The organism is Kordia antarctica (assembly GCF_009901525.1).
Lineage (GTDB): Bacteria > Bacteroidota > Bacteroidia > Flavobacteriales > Flavobacteriaceae > Kordia > Kordia antarctica.
This window is the reverse complement of record NZ_CP019288.1, coordinates 4,019,182-4,037,017: the sequence shown is the minus strand read 5'-3', so window position 1 is coordinate 4,037,017 and position 17,836 is coordinate 4,019,182. Positions and strand designations below refer to the sequence as shown.

The 17,836-nt window shown below is 34.5% G+C and carries 16 protein-coding genes and 1 tRNA gene; 9 read left to right on the top strand and 8 right to left on the bottom strand.

Features of this window, described 5'->3' with window-relative positions; genetic code table 11:
• Nucleotides 1-247: 247 nt before the first annotated feature.
• The 3 genes from IMCC3317_RS16825 to IMCC3317_RS16815 form a co-directional block, all read right to left on the bottom strand.
• Nucleotides 248-2,260 (bottom strand): carboxypeptidase-like regulatory domain-containing protein, encoded by a 2,013-nt coding sequence (locus IMCC3317_RS16825; protein WP_160130650.1) that lies wholly within the window; start codon nucleotides 2,258-2,260, stop codon nucleotides 248-250.
• Between the two features lie 125 nt (nucleotides 2,261-2,385).
• On the bottom strand, nucleotides 2,386-3,624 hold the full coding sequence (gene odhB, locus IMCC3317_RS16820) for a 2-oxoglutarate dehydrogenase complex dihydrolipoyllysine-residue succinyltransferase (protein WP_160130649.1): 1,239 nt from the start codon (nucleotides 3,622-3,624) through the stop codon (nucleotides 2,386-2,388).
• 199 nt (nucleotides 3,625-3,823) lie between these two features.
• Nucleotides 3,824-6,592, bottom strand: a complete 2,769-nt coding sequence (locus IMCC3317_RS16815; protein WP_160130648.1) for a 2-oxoglutarate dehydrogenase E1 component — start codon at nucleotides 6,590-6,592, stop codon at nucleotides 3,824-3,826.
• A 148-nt stretch (nucleotides 6,593-6,740) separates the two neighbouring features.
• On the opposite strand from IMCC3317_RS16815, the gene IMCC3317_RS16810 reads away from it, so the two are divergent.
• Nucleotides 6,741-7,250 (top strand): alpha-ketoglutarate decarboxylase, encoded by a 510-nt coding sequence (locus tag IMCC3317_RS16810; protein WP_228055062.1) that lies wholly within the window; start codon nucleotides 6,741-6,743, stop codon nucleotides 7,248-7,250.
• Here IMCC3317_RS16810 and IMCC3317_RS16805 read toward each other — a convergent pair.
• Nucleotides 7,234-7,584 carry a hypothetical protein gene (locus tag IMCC3317_RS16805; RefSeq protein ID WP_160130647.1) on the bottom strand — a complete coding sequence of 117 codons (351 nt, stop codon included), beginning with the start codon at nucleotides 7,582-7,584 and terminating at the stop codon, nucleotides 7,234-7,236. The two genes, IMCC3317_RS16810 and IMCC3317_RS16805, sit on opposite strands and share 17 nt — an antisense overlap.
• Nucleotides 7,585-7,668: 84 nt before the next feature.
• On the opposite strand from IMCC3317_RS16805, the gene IMCC3317_RS16800 reads away from it, so the two are divergent.
• The gene (locus IMCC3317_RS16800) at nucleotides 7,669-8,979 is read left to right on the top strand and encodes a DUF2254 domain-containing protein (protein WP_160130645.1); all 1,311 of its coding nucleotides are present in this window, start codon (nucleotides 7,669-7,671) and stop codon (nucleotides 8,977-8,979) included.
• A gap of 11 nt (nucleotides 8,980-8,990) precedes the next feature.
• Nucleotides 8,991-9,506, top strand: a complete 516-nt coding sequence (locus tag IMCC3317_RS16795) for a hypothetical protein (RefSeq protein ID WP_160130644.1) — start codon at nucleotides 8,991-8,993, stop codon at nucleotides 9,504-9,506.
• Nucleotides 9,507-10,102: 596 nt separating this feature from the next.
• Here IMCC3317_RS16795 and IMCC3317_RS16790 read toward each other — a convergent pair.
• Nucleotides 10,103-10,179, bottom strand: a tRNA-OTHER gene (locus tag IMCC3317_RS16790).
• A 132-nt stretch (nucleotides 10,180-10,311) separates the two neighbouring features.
• Here IMCC3317_RS16790 and IMCC3317_RS16785 point away from each other — a divergent pair.
• Genes IMCC3317_RS16785 through IMCC3317_RS16775 form a run of 3 tightly spaced genes read left to right on the top strand, consistent with a single transcriptional unit; the run spans nucleotide 10,312 to nucleotide 12,049 of the window.
• A complete protein-coding gene (locus IMCC3317_RS16785; RefSeq protein WP_160130643.1) occupies nucleotides 10,312-11,526 on the top strand; it encodes a site-specific integrase in 1,215 nt (404 codons plus the stop codon).
• 20 nt (nucleotides 11,527-11,546) lie between these two features.
• Entirely contained in the window at nucleotides 11,547-11,816 is a 270-nt protein-coding gene (locus tag IMCC3317_RS16780) for a helix-turn-helix domain-containing protein (RefSeq protein WP_160130641.1), read from the top strand.
• The gene (locus IMCC3317_RS16775) at nucleotides 11,816-12,049 is read left to right on the top strand and encodes a hypothetical protein (RefSeq protein WP_160130640.1); all 234 of its coding nucleotides are present in this window, start codon (nucleotides 11,816-11,818) and stop codon (nucleotides 12,047-12,049) included. Before IMCC3317_RS16780 ends, IMCC3317_RS16775 begins: the two co-directional genes overlap by 1 nt.
• A gap of 3 nt (nucleotides 12,050-12,052) precedes the next feature.
• Here IMCC3317_RS16775 and IMCC3317_RS23905 read toward each other — a convergent pair whose 3' ends face one another.
• Nucleotides 12,053-12,271 carry a helix-turn-helix domain-containing protein gene (locus tag IMCC3317_RS23905; RefSeq protein WP_160130639.1) on the bottom strand — a complete coding sequence of 73 codons (219 nt, stop codon included), beginning with the start codon at nucleotides 12,269-12,271 and terminating at the stop codon, nucleotides 12,053-12,055.
• A gap of 121 nt (nucleotides 12,272-12,392) precedes the next feature.
• On the opposite strand from IMCC3317_RS23905, the gene IMCC3317_RS16765 reads away from it, so the two are divergent.
• The 3 genes from IMCC3317_RS16765 to IMCC3317_RS16755 all read left to right on the top strand — a co-directional run bounded on the left by IMCC3317_RS16765 (nucleotide 12,393) and on the right by IMCC3317_RS16755 (nucleotide 16,934).
• Nucleotides 12,393-14,291, top strand: coding sequence for a T9SS type A sorting domain-containing protein (locus IMCC3317_RS16765; RefSeq protein ID WP_160130638.1), 1,899 nt, complete (start codon nucleotides 12,393-12,395; stop codon nucleotides 14,289-14,291).
• A gap of 140 nt (nucleotides 14,292-14,431) precedes the next feature.
• Nucleotides 14,432-16,300, top strand: coding sequence for a hypothetical protein (locus tag IMCC3317_RS16760; protein ID WP_160130637.1), 1,869 nt, complete (start codon nucleotides 14,432-14,434; stop codon nucleotides 16,298-16,300).
• A gap of 4 nt (nucleotides 16,301-16,304) precedes the next feature.
• Nucleotides 16,305-16,934, top strand: coding sequence for a hypothetical protein (locus tag IMCC3317_RS16755; RefSeq protein ID WP_160130636.1), 630 nt, complete (start codon nucleotides 16,305-16,307; stop codon nucleotides 16,932-16,934).
• Nucleotides 16,935-16,987: 53 nt separating this feature from the next.
• On the opposite strand, the gene IMCC3317_RS16750 is transcribed toward IMCC3317_RS16755, so the two are convergent.
• Nucleotides 16,988-17,497: a hypothetical protein gene (locus tag IMCC3317_RS16750; protein ID WP_160130635.1), complete on the bottom strand. Its 510-nt coding sequence runs from the start codon at nucleotides 17,495-17,497 to the stop codon at nucleotides 16,988-16,990.
• 12 nt (nucleotides 17,498-17,509) lie between these two features.
• Nucleotides 17,510-17,809, bottom strand: a complete 300-nt coding sequence (locus IMCC3317_RS16745) for a DUF2958 domain-containing protein (RefSeq protein ID WP_160130634.1) — start codon at nucleotides 17,807-17,809, stop codon at nucleotides 17,510-17,512.
• Nucleotides 17,810-17,836: the final 27 nt, after the last annotated feature.

Genomic DNA, 17,836 nt, shown 5'->3' with positions numbered 1-17,836 from the left:
CTAACAGTTTTCAGTTCGCCTTTCAGGCTTCTTAAAACTGAGTTTCACTAAAAAACAGGTGATTTTACGTATTGTTTGGAATTATTTTTTTTCGCAATTTTATCATATTGAAAACCAAACACCAACTTGTTATGACTTCCCTTAATCAAAACAACAAACGAATTACTTTATTATTTGTACTCCAGATGCTGTTATTAATCGCAGGATTTTGTGTAAATGCCTATGCATTGTTCTAAAAACATGATAGTTATTGTGCTGGTTGATATTTTATTTTATCAATGGTAACCTTTTCTTGTTGCTTGTTGAGTTGTATCACTTTTACAGTTCGTTCCTCATTTTGCATTCCGTAATTTTTGTAGATCGTATACTTTAAATACGTTGGACTGAATGCTTTTGCTGCTTTTAGATTTTTCACATTGATAATCCATTCACCTGAATCCATCGCTTCATCAATAATGAATTCTTCCATGTGACATCCATTTTTTACCTCATTAAGCATGCGATTTTTATTTGCAATGATTGAATGTTCCCAAGTGTAAAATTTACTATTTGGGTTTACGAATTGCAATTCAAATTCTGCGTCAGCGGTATTCCACTCAAACACAATTCGAACATCGTATTTAAAAGTTGTCGTTAATACATTTGATGGTAAATCTTTATAAGCTACTTCACTTCTATATCTTCGAAGTAATTGTTGCATTTCGCTTAATAATGGTTTTTCCAAACTTTTGAAATCTATGTTTTCGATGGAATTCGCAAGCATTTTTTTATACAAATCCAACGATTGTTGGTAATCGCCTGTGTTTTTGTAAATCAAAGCTAAATCGCGATACGATTGTGCTGCATTTGGTAAAAGTGTCGCAATTCGTTGATAGATTAATTTTGCCTGTTCAAACTGCTTCAATTCTTCTAACTTATACGCTAATACTTTTAATACTTTCGGATTGCTTCCCGCGATTTTTTCTATGTTTAATAATATTTCTATTGATTTTTCTCGATTCCACTTCATAAAATATTCAGAAACATCTACATAATAAGATACGGTTTGAAATTTCTCGTTTTGCGATTGCGCTTTGTATATTTTCAATGCTTCTTGATACGTTTTTGCGTTTTGCAATGCTGAAATATAATTTGATTTTTGAGTTGTGCCAGATAATAAAGGTACTGATTCCGTATATAAATTATCAGTCACCAAAGCGGCATCAATTGCTTGTCCGTTTTCATCTTTTTCCAGAAATCTATTTTTAGATGTGATTAATATAGTGGGTTGACTTCCATACAATACTGTTGTTGCCAACGATTTTAAAACCACAATAGTATCAATGGTATTTACATCTATTTCATTTATATTTCCGTAATATGGAAATCCGTCATAGAATATAAGTGCTTCCTGACCTCTGATGGAGAGAATTGGTTGTCCAGGTTGTGTTCTTATTTTACTTGTCGCTGATTTAAAGCTTGTTCGAGCCCAAGAATTAAATCGAGAACGAACATTTCCTTCGCCCATAGCTACATTTAAACCCGCAATTCTTCCTCTTAAAACATCTGTAAGATATACACGATGCGAACCTATATCATCTGAAGTTAACATGGAACCTAATGAAAACGCATTGAAATCTACTTTTCCAAATCCAGTATCAACATATCGTTTTTTCTTTTTCGTTTTATTTCCTTTAATCAAAACTGCTTTCAAGAGTTCTGCGTTGGGTTTTAATTTTATGTTGACAGAATTCAAACTAGAAACAATTATTTCTTTTTCGTGCATTCCTATGTAATCAACTACAAGTGTATCGCCTATTTTGGTTGGTATTTCAAAGTGTCCATCAACGGTAGTTTGAACTTCTATAAATGTATTTTTTATACGAACAGCAGCATTTTGAATTGTCATGTTTTTTCCACTAAAAACAGTTCCATTAATTGTATTTCCGAGCGTTTCTTTTTTAGTCGCTGTCAGATATATTTTATTGGAAACCATCAAATATTTACTAAGTTTTGACATTTCTACCGAAAGTGAATCATACCCAATTGTTATAAATTGAAAAGTATCGGTGTCGCTTACAAAATCTTCATCAAACGTAAGTGTAAATTTACCAGAAGCATTTGTAATTGTCTTGATGTCTTTTCCAACACATTGAATATTCACATACGGAATTGGCTGTTTTGTATGTTCATCTAAAACAAAAGCATCTATCGTAATTGTGTATTGCGAAAAAGCAGACGTTGCGAAAAAAAGAGAAATTATGGTAAGAATCGTTCTCATAATGGTTGGTTTTAAACAATAAAGCATTAAAAAGTAAACACCTATAAATTTACAAAAAAAAATAACCATTACTACTTTTCAGTTGCAATGGTTATTTATTACTTATATAATTTGAATTGAATTTTCTACAATTCTAATGATTTCTTTACATTATTATCCATCAATAATTCTGTCGGATTTTCCAATGCTTCTTTAACTGCTACTAAGAATCCTACCGATTCTTTTCCATCAATAATTCTGTGATCATATGATACCGCAACATACATAATTGGTCTAATCACTACTTCACCGTTTAGAGCAACTGGACGCTCAACAATATTGTGCATTCCTAAGATTGCCGATTGCGGCGGATTGATTATTGGCGTTGATAACATACTTCCGAAAACTCCACCGTTTGAAACTGTGAATGTTCCGCCTGTCATTTCATCAACGGTAATTTGTCCGTCTCTTGCTCTAATTGCTAATCTTTTTACTTCCGCTTCAACACCTCTAAATGATAAGTTTTCTGCATTTCTAATTACAGGAACCATCAATCCTTTTGGTCCAGAAACCGCAATACTAATGTCACAGAAATCATAACTAATCATTTCCTTTCCATCAATCATTGAGTTGACCGCTGGATATAATTTTAACGCTCTTACAATTGCCAACGTGAAGAAAGACATAAATCCTAATCCTACGCCATGCTTTGCTTTAAACGCTTCTTTGTATTCTGTACGTAAGGCAAAAATTGGCGACATATCAACTTCATTAAATGTAGTTAACATTGCCGTTTCATTCTTTGCAGATACTAAACGTTCCGCGACTTTTCTGCGCAACATTGATAATTTTTTACGCTCGCTTCCACGTGTTCCACCAGAAGGAGTTCCCATACTTGGTTGCGCATTTACTGCGTCGTCTTTTGTAACACGACCATCTTTTCCTGTTCCTGTTACTGCGTTTGCGTCCATTCCTTTTTCAGCTAATACTTTCTTAGCTGCTGGAGAAGCACTTCCCGAAGCATATGTTTTTGCAGGTTCGGTAGCTTTTGGCGCTGCTTCCTTTTTAGGCGCTTCTGCTTTTGGAGCATCGGCTTTTGGTGTGTCGGCCTTCTTTGCTGCTTTTGGTGCGTCGCCACTTGGAGCTTCTGCACTTGTATCAATCAAACAAACTACTTGTCCAACAGCTACTGCATCGCCTTCTTCTGCTTTTAAGGTGATTGTTCCACTAGCTTCTGCTGGCAACTCTAACGTTGCTTTATCAGAATCAACCTCAGCAATTGCCTGGTCTTTTGTTACATAATCGCCGTCTTGTACTAACCACTCTGCAATTTCTACTTCAGTGATGGATTCTCCTGGCGAAGGAACTTTCATTTCTAAAATCATCGTGTTCTATATTTTAGTTTGTATTTTATTTTTGTTTGGGCGTTTCCACAAAAATCCATTTCTGCTTCGCGCAATGGTTTCTTGTGGTCAGGCTTTCCGCTATATCTTTTATCTTGTTCTCGATACAAATTTGTTATTTCGCTTAAGCTCAACACACAAATTCACTCGAACTGACGATAAAAGGATGCCGCATCAATCCTTAACGCATGTTGTCTTTAGTTTTATCAAAAACATATGTGATTACTTCTGCATGACGACGTTTTGATCGCACCGAACTTCCTGCTGCTGGTGCTCCGTAAAATCTTCTAGAAGCTACTCTAAAGTTTCTCACTTCATCCATGTGCATTAGTAAATGACTGTACGCTCCCATATTTCTAGGCTCTTCTTGTGCCCAAACAATCTCGTCTGCGTTGGTATATTTTGCAATTATTTCTTTAATTTTTGTTTTCGGCAACGGAAATAATTGCTCCAATCGAACTAAAGCAACATCAGCTTCTCTTCCTTGATTTTCGCGTTCTTCTAATAAATCATAATAAAATTTACCTGTACAGAATACCAACGTTTTTACGTTGTCTGCTTTTACATCAACATCATCAATTAACTTCTGAAAAGTTCCGTTTGCAAATTCAGCTACAGCTGAAACCGCTTTTGGATGACGTAATAAACTTTTTGGTGTGAATACGATTAATGGCTTTCTGAAATCTGCTTTCATCTGACGACGCAACAAGTGATAAAAATTTGCTGGCGTTGTACAATCGGCAATAAACATATTGTCTTTTGCACACATTTGTAAATACCGTTCCATACGACCCGATGAATGTTCTGCTCCTTGTCCTTCATAACCATGTGGCAATAATAGTACCAATCCGTTTGGTGTTTTCCACTTGTCTTCTGCGGCAGAAATATATTGATCAATCATAATTTGCGCTCCATTGCTGAAATCTCCAAATTGTGCTTCCCAAATGGTTAGTGTGTTCGGACTTGCCATTGCATATCCATAATCAAATCCTACAACTCCATATTCTGATAATAATGAATTATAGATGTAGAAGTTTCCTTGATTTTTCGCTACATGTTCTAATAATATAATTTCTTCTTCCGATTCTTCTGCTTTTACAACTGCATGTCGGTGCGAGAATGTTCCTCTTTCTACATCTTGTCCTGAGATCCGCACATCAAATCCTTCTTGCAATAAAGATCCGTATGCTAACATTTCTCCCATTCCCCAATCGATCTTGTCTTGCTCAAACATGTCTAAACGACTTGAGATTAAGCGTTCTATTTTACGTAAGAACTTTTTATCTGACGGAAGTTTTGATACAACTTTGGCAATTTCAGTTAATTTTTCTGTTGGATAGGTTGTATCTATATTTTTTGCCATTGCTTCTTCATCAACTCTTTCTAGACCTAAGTCTTTCCAAGCTTCTTGCATGAATGGCGTAATGACTGTTTTTTCTTCTTTACGAGAGTCTTCTAGTTTCTCTTCTAGTAAGTCTTTGTATTGTTTTTCTATTTCTTGCACATAGTTTCCATCAATGATTCCTTGTTTCTGAAGTTTTTCAGCGTAGACATCACGTGGATTATTATGTTTAGCAATTGCTTTGTATAATTTTGGTTGTGTAAAACGTGGCTCATCACCTTCGTTATGACCATATTTACGATATCCTAATAAGTCAATAAATACATCACGCTTAAATGCCATTCTGTATTCCAACGCAAATAATGCTGCGTGTACAACTGCTTCTGCGTCGTCTGCATTTACGTGTAATACTGGCGAAAGCGTTACTTTACCAACATCTGTACAATACGTTGATGAACGTCCATCTAAATAGTTCGTTGTAAATCCAATTTGATTGTTTACAACAATATGAATAGTTCCTCCAGTTTTGTAACCATCTAATTGAGCCATTTGCACAATTTCGTAAACCAAACCTTGTCCTGCAATTGCAGCATCACCGTGAATTACTATTGGTAATACTTCTGAGAAATTATGAGCATGATCACGATCTTGTTTTGCACGTGCAATTCCTTCCACAACGGCACCAACAGTTTCCAAGTGTGAAGGATTCGGCGCAATGTTCATGCGGATTTTTTTACCATTTACGGTTTCTCTATCTGAAGTTAATCCTAAGTGATATTTTACATCACCGTCAAAAATTACTTCTTCATAATCTTTCCCATCAAATTCACTAAAGATATCTATTGCAGATTTCCCAAAGATATTTTTCAACACATTCAAGCGACCTCTGTGTGCCATTCCAAGAACAAACTCTTTTACACCTTTGTCTGCTGCTTTTTCAACAACTGCATCTAGTGCAGGAATTAACGATTCTCCACCTTCTAGCGAGAAACGTTTTTGTCCAACATATTTTGTGTGTAAGAAGTTTTCAAAAGAAACAGCTTCATTTAATTTTTTTAGAATATACTTTTTTTCGTCTGCCGAAAACTGCGGATGATTGTCGTTTACATTCAATTTTTGTTGAATCCATTCAATCTGTTCTGGTTTTCTGATATACATATATTCCACACCGATAGATTCGCAATAAATACGTTCTAGGTGTGTAATAATGTTTCGCAATGTTGTTTTTCCAAGACCAATAATTTCGCCTGCTTCAAACGATTTGTCTAAATCATTTTCGTTTAATCCGAAATTTTCTAACGCTAATGTTGGCTCGTATTTTCTTCGTTCGCGCACCGGATTTGTTCTCGTGAATAAGTGTCCACGAGTACGATATCCGTCAATAAGTTTTACAACTTGAAATTCTTTCTTTACATTTTCAGGAATGACAACATTTGAAACGGTTTCCGTAGCATCTTGCTCTTCTCCATAACTTTCGGTTCCAAAATCATATCCTTGAAAGAAAGCGCGCCAACTTGGCTCTACGCTATCAGGATTTTGTAAATATTGATCGTATAATTCAGCAAAATATGCTGTATGCGCTGCATTTAAAAAGGAAAATCTATCCATGTTTTTTACTTCCTGTCTTGTTTTGACAAAATTTTATCAAAAATACAACTTTTGTAAAAAACACATCATATGTTTTCCATATATTTATATGATTAATATTTAAGATTTTTAAGAAATGAAAGATTCTATTTTTTTCCGCTCAAAAAACGTGTTTTTGATAATTTCCATGTGTTTAATTTCATTTTCCGCATTTTCACAACGCAATTCTAATAATTCGCAAGGAAGCGATTTTTGGCAAAATGTTCGTTTTGGTGGCGGATTGGGCTTGAGTTTTGGAAACGGAATTTTTAGTGCCACAGTAGCGCCAAGTGCTATTTATGATTTTAACGCGCAGTTTGCGGCAGGAGTTTCGTTGAATTACACCTATTTTAATGATGATGATTTTTTTAAGTCTACTGTTGTTGGTGGAAGTTTTATTGGATTGTTTAATCCGATACCTGAAATTCAACTTTCAAGTGAGTTTGAGTATTTGAATGTGAGTCGTAATTTTGAAGATCCAATTTTTGTGGATGATAATTATTGGCAACCAGCCGTATTTTTTGGCGTTGGGTATACAACGAGTAATATTACCGTTGGTGTTCGGTATAATGTGCTACATGATGATGATAAAAGTATTTATGCAAATGCGTTGGTGCCGTTTTTTAGAGTTTATTTTTAAACCAAACCTTTTGCCATTCGCGTTTTAGCATGAGCAAAACAACGTTTTCTGAAAGTTGCAACATATCAGAACCATCTAACGCTTTTATTTTGGCTTCAGAAACATCCATGATGTAGAGTAGATTCAGGTATTCCGCAAATTTTTCTTGAATTAATCGGTATACAATTTCGTGTAATTCTGTTTTGAGTTCATCGGGTTTTAGTTCCTGCGAGAAAGATTCTTCAATATTAGCGAGTGTAAAATCTTTGTTGAGTTGCGCTATTAATTTTTCATACAACTGTTCTTTTGTTGCATCAATAAGTAATTCTTCAATGTGTTCGTAATTTTTTAGCATGCTACGAAATTAATCAAATCTTATACATTTGAAACAACAAAGTGAGAATTTAGTAATATCTTGTCGCATCAATAAAAACGACCAATGCTCAACCTAAAATACCTTTTTAAAAATATACGAGATAGTTTCTGGTTTATACCGACACTGATTATTGTGATGAGCATTCTTGCCGCTATTTTTCTTTTATATGTTGATAAAACGCATCCATTTACGCCTGAAGGTGTTTTTAAGATTGTTTTTTCAGAGAACTCAAATTCTGGGCGAAATGTATTGACTGTTATTGCAGGTTCCATGGTTGGAATTGCAGGAACCGTGTTTTCAATTACGATTGTTGTATTACAGCTTGCGTCTTCGCAGTTTGGTCCGCGATTGCTTCAGAATTTTATGTATAAACGATTGAATCAAGTTGTTTTAGGACAATATGTTGGTGTGTTTTTGTATTGTATTATTGTGATTAATGCAATAAGAGATAATGACGACTACGCTTTTATACCAAATTTATCTATTTTATTTGCGTTGATTCTTGCCGTATTTAATGTGTTTTTATTGGTGATTTTTATTCATAGTATTAGCATGAGTATTCAACCGAGTAAAATTATCAACGAATTGCGTGTTCGAATTGAAAATAGCATTCATACCATGTATCCGCATCAGATTGATGAAAACGCTACAATTGTTGAATCTGAAAACCCAACCGAAACACTTACTAAGATAAAAAGTATTCCTTCTGAGTTTAGCGGCTACATTCAATATTTTGATTTGAATTTGTTAATCGAAATTGCACGTGAACACAATATTGTAATTAAGACATTATATAAACCAGGCACTTATATTGTGGCGAATCAATCCATTTTTGAGATTTTTCAACGAGATAAAAACGAAGTGATTGATGAAAAAGAACTTTCTTTAAAAACTACCTTTATACTCGCTAAGAAGAAAACCTTTTTTCAAGATGTTGAATTTGGGATTCATCAAATTGTGGAGATTGCTTCCAAAGCATTATCGCCAGGCGTGAACAATCCGTATACTGCAATGAATTGTATTGATAATTTAACGTCTATTTTATGTCAATTGACCAATGCTAAAATTCCAGATGCTGCTATTAAAGATGAAGATGATGTACTGAGAGTTATTACGATTAATGATACGTTTGAAGGTTATTTGAATGCTGGTTTTAATCTAATTAGACAATACGGAAGCTCAAGTCCTTTTATAATTATAAAATTAATGGAAGCGTTAACTACTATTTTAGATGCAGATCAAAACAATTCATACACAAAAACCTTAGAGAATTACGCAAAATTAGTGATGGAAACTGGCGAAAAATCATTCTTATTACAAGCTGATATTAATGATTTGGAACAGCGTTATACGATTTTTAAAGTGGCAATTTAATTATAATTCTATTGAAAACATATACATTTTTTATCGTTATTTTATTTTTGAATATCAACAGTATTGTTGCACAAGATGCGGCAGTATTTGAAAAGGTAGAAGATATTGGCTATAAATTTATAACTCCTTTAAAAATAGGAGAAATAGATCAATTTAAAAAAAGAAAACCACCTGTAAACACTTGGACATATTCCGCTTTGGCAAAGTATAAAAAGGATTTAGACTCCAAAGAATTTATTCTTTATGGAAGCTTCATTATGCCTACTACAAAAAAAGAATTTTATAATTTTAACTATTACGCGCTAAAAAAGAATAGTGCTGAATACGTTTACTTTTTTGCGATTTCTATCATGATTTCAAAGATAAATGGTGAGTATAAAGTGGTTAGTTCTTACCTATTTACAGAAAAAAAAGCTTTAAAAGCTTGGTGGCATCATACATTCAATTTTTTTGAAAGTGATAAGTTTGATCAAATTCCTAAAGAGTTTATGAAACCTAACATTTGTCCGCCACCGCCAAGTTTTTAGAATTGATAGATAAAGTGATATGCCTTTACCTATGTTTTACCTAATAAAAAAAGGCTCTAACATTTCTGCTAAAGCCTTTGTGTACACTAAAAGTTTCTAAAACCGACCTTTTTTATTGAGGATTTGAAGAAAATAAACAAGCTCTTAAGTTCTCATTCTTACTTCTTGAATGCTTCTTAGAACATAGAATTAAAAAAACTATATCAAAAAACTCAAAATCTAAACAAGGTCTCTATGAATAGTAAATATTATAGAAACTTTAAATATTAATTGAAGAATGAAGAAAAGCACTATGAAAAGTACGGAGAAAAGAAAAGCGAACCGAAGTTCGCTGTGAATAAATTTAATGATACTGACAATGTTTAGAGCACCAACTCAGACAACAATTACCTCCGAGAATAATTTGTTGCTCCTCTTTGCTCAGTGTTTGAACACCTTGCAGATTTGAAAGTTTATCTAACATAATATAAAGTTTTGATTAGACAGAAAATTATAAAAACAAATTGTTAACTACTTACGGGAACACCGTAATTAACATTTGAGCAATAGTTTTAAAACAAAAAATCCCAACATTTCTGTTGAGATTTTCATTTTAGTACTCGAGGTGGGAATCGAACCCACACTCCCGAAAGAACTGGATTTTGAATCCAGTTCAATTTGAACCCATTTGAGCGTATGTGTACTAAAAATCAATTGATTACCAATGTTTTACTAAATTCACTGTTCACAAAAAACCATGAAAAAACACCAAATGTTTTACCTATGTTTTACCTAAATTTCGTAACTTAGATAAAAAGAAGGGAAAATGGCAACAAGTGTAAAAGTACTGTTACGGAACAAAGTTAATAAAGAAGGACTCTACCCACTGGTGGTCAGAATCATTAAAAATCGCAAGCCTTCGTACATATATATCGGTCACTACATAGACAAAAAGTATTGGAACGAAGATGAACGCAAGGTACGAAAATCACATCCAAATTCAGCACGACTAAATAATCTCATTGCATCTAAACTTGCAGAAGCTAACAGTACACTCATTGAACTCCAATCCAATGATATGGAGATTAGCGCACAGCAAATCAAAAAGGAGATTAAGAATCCGATGAGTGATAAAAGCTTTAATGAGCTTGGACAAGATTATCTCAATGAACTAGAACGAAACAACAAACTGAATCAATTATCTGCTGATAAGGTGCGTGTGAAGTATGTCGTTGAGTTTTCAAAATCACTGGCACTCAACTTCCGTGAGATTGATGAAATCTTTCTTAGACGATTTATGTCATATTTGAAAATTGAAAAAGGTGTGAGTCAGCGATCAATCGTTAACAATCTTGTTGTTGTTAGAACACTCTTTAACCGAGCAATTAGAGCTGGAATCGTTGAACAGAAACACTATCCATTCGGAAGAGATAAGATTGTGATTCGATTTCCAGAATCTACAAAAGTTGGACTCTCTATTGAAGAGGTTCAAGCGATTGCGAATAGCGATAAGCTTAGTTTACAGGAACAGCACACACGAAATGTATGGCTCTTTAGCTTCTACCTTGCAGGAATGCGTGTTGGCGATGTGATAAAGATAAAATGGAGTGATATTTATGATGGTCGCCTCAACTATCGGATGAATAAAAATAGTAAGCTGTTGTCCTTACAACTACCCGAAAAGGCTATTGATATCATTTCACACTACGAAGATTCAAAACAAAGAAATGATGACTTTATCTTTCCCGAAATGAAAAAAGCAAATCTAAAATCTCCAAAAGACATCTTAGCTAAAACAAAAACCGCTACCAAGAAGTTTAATAAGTACCTCGCCTCTATCGCAACTAAATGCGAAATTGATAAGAAACTAACGATGCATATTGCTCGTCATACCTTTGGTAATATATCTGGCGACAAGATTCCTATACAAACTTTACAGAAATTGTATCGTCACTCTTCAATCACTACAACAATTAACTATCAATCTAACTTTACGCACAAAGAAGAAGATGAAGCTTTGAATAAGGTATTGGACTTCTAAATATTTCATATCTTTAGTTCATGGAAGTAATCTGTTTACATGATGAAGCATTCTATCAACTCGTTGAAGAAGTAGTTGGACGAATAAAAGAGAAGCAACAACTCAACCAAGAAAAGTGGGTATCACAAGAACGTGCCATGGAAATTCTTAATGTTAAGAGTCGAACGACTATTCAAAAACTACGTGATACAGGAGCAATTTCATATTCGCAACCACAGAAGAAAATCATTTTGTATGATTACGATTCCATTATGTCCTATTTAGAAACTCATCGTAAATCAATCTTCTAATGGAGATAGCAAATGAACAACAATATATCAAAGGAGTGAATCACGCATATCTTCTAGCGGAGTACCAACCTCAACTTCTTGAAAATCTTCTCAAGAGTGAATCACGTAATGATTATTTTATTGGCTTACAGGATGGAAAACGTTTGTATGAAAAGGAACGTAGTCAATCACGATTGAATGAACTTAATGCTATGCAGAATAAGAAATCTAAAGATAGAGGATTGGAGCGTTAGTTACTAAAACAACTCTCTTAACTCTACATTCAATCCTTTCGCAATCCTGTGTAAGGTCTTAATCGTTGGACTTGTACGAGCAGTTTCAAGTCGCTGAACGGCATTCTCTTCCATACCCGACTTAATTCCTAAATCAAGTTGGGTCATGTTTTGTTCTTTTCTTAGTTCACGTATACGCTGACCAATACTTAGAATTAGTTCCGCTAGTTCCTTATCCTCCAATCAATGAAATGTTAAGTTATTTCGTAAAATAGGAGTATTGATTGATTATTTACCCAACAAAATTGTTGGGTAAATGTTTTTTTATTATGTTTGCAGAACGTGTAATCTAAATCTGAACATTATGAAGAAACTTTTACTCCTTTTTTGCGCCCTCTTTACCTATATAGGACACTGCCAATTCGCTGATAACTTCAAGTATATAGCGGACGACTGGTTTGAATTCGCTGTTAAAAACGACGATGGTTCATACCTTATATTATCACTACCCGATGATGCCATATTAGATTTTGGTTATGGAAAGATTATGAGATTCGACCAAAATTTTAATCAAATAGGGACGACGATAAACTTTACCAATGAGAATGCTGATAACTGTTGTGTTTCAATACCAAGAGTTGCTCACTTTATCAACAACACTGAATTTGCGGTATTTGGTTCAATTAGAGTGGATATTTTCTCAAACATTTACTACTCGTTTGCCAAGTATGATAACACAGGAGATACCCCATTGCTTGATAAGCGACTTGTGAATGTATCTTGCAAGGCTATGTTAAAAGGACAACAAGAACACTATGCTCTTTTTAATGTAACTGACCCTCCAGATAATGTACCCAACAATGGAACGGATGACTTTAGCTTTTCACATGACCCTAATGGTAATCAAGTACAAGTGGTTCTGCTTGCCTATGACGATAACTTAGATGAACATTGGCATATCAAACTTAACGATGAAATTAGCTCATCAAACGAATTTAGCGCACAAGATATGTTTCAAGCGAGCAATGGTGATATTGTTCTTGAACTGTCCTCATTCGCAACCTTGGAAGTCAACGGTACCATTTATGGTCAAGACGATGTATTTAATATTTTTTATTTACGTGTTAACCCAACTACACAGCAAATCATTGCGCCTGTCGTTGTGACCGCAGGGCATACCTTCTCAGAAATGGCTGAAGACCCGTATGAAAGCGGAACTTACTACCTTATTGATTACGATGATGTTTTTCAACTTGATAACAATTGGAATATCACAAAAGAACATATTAGTTTTACCGTGAGTACCGATATCTTCTTTACGGAACAGGATGTAATTTTTGCAAAGGTCGGAAGCGTTCCTGTGAACACTCCTATTGGTCTCTACTCCAATTCTGTTCGGTATTACGACAAAAAGTTGAATCCTAAATACGACATGCGCATCTTTGGTAATGCGATGGGAGAGAATAACAATTACCTCTTTTTAGAAACGAAGTATTCCTTTGTCTCATATGATAATGGTGTACTAGAATGTATTCAAACCTACGGAACAGAACACGAGCAAGATTCAAATTATGCTCCCGAAATTGATGGAACCTTACTTCCCGAATTCAATGGTGGTTTTAATACCGTAGTGTACAACTCAAATTATGTTCCCCTCTTAGATAGTGAATATAACCAAGTGATACAGGTTGCTCCTGCAACGTCAGTCTTTAACTATGTTGAAAAAACGGGTAATGGTACGCTTGCGCCAAGCGACTCGCACGTATCGTATTTAGTATTCCCCAGCGGCTTTGATTTTAGCCAATATCCTCTGAACTCTCTCGTTCCATCGCAATGGTATAGCATTCCCGATGGATGGGGAGAAAGTTTAGCACCTCGCTTTAGATACGATGATACTCTTAACCTGTATTATTTTGAAATAAGAAGTGCTGATAATTCGGTGGGGGCAATTACAACACCATCAGCTACGAGAGTTAACTTTTTGAGAGTGTATCTAAGCGATGAACAATTTGTCTTGTCAGTTAATGATGTAAGATTCAAAACATCAATCAAAATATTCCCTAACCCAACCCAAGACCTTCTAACAATTGATTCAGAATATCAAATAAGTGATGTTAACGTGTTTAATCTGCAAGGACAAAAAGTTTCGTCTAGCTATCACAATCAATCACTTTCTATTGGTCATCTTCCTCAAGGAATGTATTTGTTACAATTAACTGATAGTGAACATCGAATATCTACGTATAAGATTGTTAAGGAGTAGTGAACAGCCAATTCGAAATAAAAAAATATAACGTCATACCATTTCAAATCAATCAAAGCGCATACAATAAAAGTTTCTGCTTACAGTTATAACTGTACACGATGCTTATCTGTAAGAAAAAGCATATATTTACCTGTAATTTGAAAAAAGAACATAGTAACATTGCTATTTTTTCATCATCAAAACTAAAATCAATGAAGCACTTTTTTAAGGTTGCATTAGTTATCGTCACTTCAAGTATTCTCCTATTAGCAGGATGTCAAAAAGAACAATCAGTATCTGAGGAAGAAATACAATCACAAAGTCCACTTCATGAACTGAGCGGTAAGCGTGTACAAGGAGAAGAACTCTTTAAGGACAATAAAGACCTTGATATATTCTTGCGGACACAATTTAATACGAATAATCAATTATCTACGGAAGATGTGGTTTCAAATAATTATGGATTCACCATTCAAACCGATGAAATTCAAGTTATTTCTAGTGACCGATATACCAGCTATACTTTTAAGGTAATGAGAGGTACCTATGATATCTTCACTGCTGAAAACTATATTCTCACCATATATGATGATGGAAACTACAATCAGCTATTGGCAACATACCCATTAGAAGAAGTGAATGGAAAACTAAGTCACAATATGCAAACAGCAACCGTACAGAATATTGTTGATGAAAGCTTACTCTATGCCGAAATCATTTATCCCTGTACAGGTACAATGCAAGAACTTGTCAGTTGGGATGCAAGTGCAGGAAATTGTGTTGCTTTTAACTGCATGGAGCCATCAGGAGATGGAACTCATGGACCAGGCGAATCTTGTAGTGCACAAGGAGGTGATAGAGCTTTTGAAGTATGCTCTGGAGCATGGGTGGTAACAGGATGTATACAAATTGGTGGTGGCTCAACAGGAGGCGACGGTCCATTTGGAAGTCCATCGGGAGGTGGTAATAATCCTGATGATACTGACCCGCATGATGATGAAGAGATTCCATTAGTTCCCGTGATTCCTGCATGGCAACAGATTGTTAATTGTATGAACGCTAATTCTTTTAGCTCTTTAAATGGTACTGGACTACCACCATTATTAGATACTGAAATTCAATGGTTGCAGGATGCTTTGAGAATTGTAACAATTCCTATGCTCAATTACCTAGAAACCAATTCCTGTGACGCTGAATCAGCTAATTTTAATGATGTTGCTATTGATGAATTTATGGATGGTTCAGAAGTTGAGTATGATGAAAAAATTATTCTACACTCATCTTTGAATGATTACCCCTGCCAAAAGAAAATCATTATTGAATCATATAGCCTGAGAACTCCTATCTTAGATTTATTCAGAGCTATCTTTGAAAGTGATTCAGCTATTGATGTAAATGGGGGGACATTAAATGTAACGTATAGTGCAGAAAATACAGGAACTATTCTACAGACAGCATATACCAATGGTAATCCTAGTGATAATGACTTTAGCTTTAAGACTGTTTTTAATACTGAATCATTATCAAACTCCACCGACTTAAAAATTGTCGGGGCAACTATTCACGAAGCCATTCATGCCGTACTTTTACATTTTTATTACTCGGGTGGACTAGTGGTAACACCTGCAAATGCTGACCCAACTTACAAAGAACTCGTTGAAGCTTTCATTGAAAAAAGACAACAAATCGGTGATACCAACATCAGTCAACATACTTATATGGTTGGTTTAAAAGATTTAATAGCAAACGGAATGTACACATGGGCGACAACAAAATCTGATTATACGGATGCCCAATTTACTGAATTTGATAGTAATCCTAATGACCAAGTAAATGATGGTCTATTACAGTATTGTAAAATGCTTGCATGGTCTGGATTAAGAGATACTGGATTTTTTGATGAATTATATCCGCCATTCCCTCTAAATCCTGCAAGGATAGTGATCGAGAATGTAATTGCTCAAGAAATATCTTCTGGAAATGAAGCTAAGGGGACGAAAGCATCAACTTTAACTTGTAATGACTAAAATTATGAAATACAACAATTTTTTTTTACTTCTATTGATAACGATAATTATTACATCGTGTAAAACTAAATCTATTTCTAATATTAAATATAATCTAACAAATATCATTATTGACTCTCTCGTTAATGAAGCTCGTTACGACAGCATAGGTTTGAAAAAAGTCGTTTTAAATAGTTCTATATCAAATGAAATTATTACGAATCCAGGATTTAAACGATTTGAAAATGGGAAGATGATAAATAAATGTCCCGAAAATGACATACAAGACTCAAGATTTTCAAAGTTTGATATAAAAAAGTTTAGATCAGACAATAGTTCTTGGAATACAGACAGTATAACAAGCACTCATGTCATAACCGATTTTTCGTTGAAAAGACAAAGTAATAAAAATAAACTTAATGAATTAGTCGAAAACAATGTAAATATCAAAAGAGAGGATATGGAATCTTTTTTTTGGAAAAACGAAAGAAGACATCATATACAGACAATCTCTACTCCCATTTTTTCCGATGATGGTGACATAGCGGTGGTATTTGTAAGTACCTTAGAAAATGGAATCAGATCATGGACTTTTAAAAAAAATACTAGAAATAATTGGGAATTATTTTGCATTGAGCAAATAGTAGTAGAGTAAAAATTGAATTTATAAAAGATAAACACCCATTTGTGTGGGTGTTTTTTTAGTTACTATTTCTTTTTAGTTGTTTCTTTTTTAATCGCTGCCTTTGAACTTCCATTGAGTGTAATAACATCAGTACGTGACGACTTTGGGTCACTTCCTTTGGTTCGAATCAATCGCTGATTGTTAAATAATGGACGACACTTAATATTAAATTCGGTATACTTTACCGCTTTTTCTTTGTCATCCAAGCTATCAACATACGCTTGATATAACTCTCCATTCGTCATCAATTTCTTCTTGGTATTCATCATGATATCAAAGGTGGTCGTTGCAACTGAATTGAGTCCTTGTTTTGACTCCGATACATTAATATCTAAGGCTTCAATCTTTGCAATTTGTTCTGCACTTGCATATTTCATCATAGCGGAAGCATCCTTGTGATATCCTTTAATGCGTTCTTGAACGTCTTTCTTTTCTTCCTTGGCATCATCAATCTTTTGCTCTATGCCCTTAAGAAGTTCTTGGTCGTCAGTGATGTTTTGTAATAAAACATCAACAATGTTTGTGTGTTCCATGTGTATGTAATTTTAAAAGTTAGTATTCATTAATGTGTTAAATGGTATTTCTTTGAAGTGAATATCACGTTCAATGGTTAATCCAAATGGCCGCTTAATCGCTTCTAATTCGGTAATGGAGAAACTTCCCCATTCATCGAACGCGAGTCCTGTAACATAGCCGAAACAAATGTTTGTTTCTCCATCATATTCAGTAGCGTACCATGTTGCTGACCCAGCAGGGTCAAAGAACTTAGCGATAACCAGCGGGTTTTTATTTTGTCTACCAACTTCTTTGAATCGCTTTGTTAATTCATCATTGATGAGTTTCATAGTTATTAAGTTTTAAATGAGTTAGTG

Coding starts and splice junctions, on each gene's coding strand:
- IMCC3317_RS16815 (WP_160130648.1), bottom strand. CDS start 6,592: ATGGATAGATTTTCCTTTTTAAATGCAGCGCATACAGCATATTTTGCT.
- IMCC3317_RS16780 (WP_160130641.1), top strand. CDS start 11,547: ATGGAAGTAATCTGTTTACATGATGAAGCATTCTATCAACTCGTTGAA.
- IMCC3317_RS16825 (WP_160130650.1), bottom strand. CDS start 2,260: ATGAGAACGATTCTTACCATAATTTCTCTTTTTTTCGCAACGTCTGCT.
- IMCC3317_RS16750 (WP_160130635.1), bottom strand. CDS start 17,497: ATGGAACACACAAACATTGTTGATGTTTTATTACAAAACATCACTGAC.
- IMCC3317_RS16745 (WP_160130634.1), bottom strand. CDS start 17,809: ATGAAACTCATCAATGATGAATTAACAAAGCGATTCAAAGAAGTTGGT.
- IMCC3317_RS16805 (WP_160130647.1), bottom strand. CDS start 7,584: ATGCTAAAAAATTACGAACACATTGAAGAATTACTTATTGATGCAACA.
- IMCC3317_RS16800 (WP_160130645.1), top strand. CDS start 7,669: ATGCTCAACCTAAAATACCTTTTTAAAAATATACGAGATAGTTTCTGG.
- IMCC3317_RS16755 (WP_160130636.1), top strand. CDS start 16,305: ATGAAATACAACAATTTTTTTTTACTTCTATTGATAACGATAATTATT.
- IMCC3317_RS16775 (WP_160130640.1), top strand. CDS start 11,816: ATGGAGATAGCAAATGAACAACAATATATCAAAGGAGTGAATCACGCA.
- IMCC3317_RS16785 (WP_160130643.1), top strand. CDS start 10,312: ATGGCAACAAGTGTAAAAGTACTGTTACGGAACAAAGTTAATAAAGAA.
- IMCC3317_RS16765 (WP_160130638.1), top strand. CDS start 12,393: ATGAAGAAACTTTTACTCCTTTTTTGCGCCCTCTTTACCTATATAGGA.
- odhB (WP_160130649.1), bottom strand. CDS start 3,624: ATGATTTTAGAAATGAAAGTTCCTTCGCCAGGAGAATCCATCACTGAA.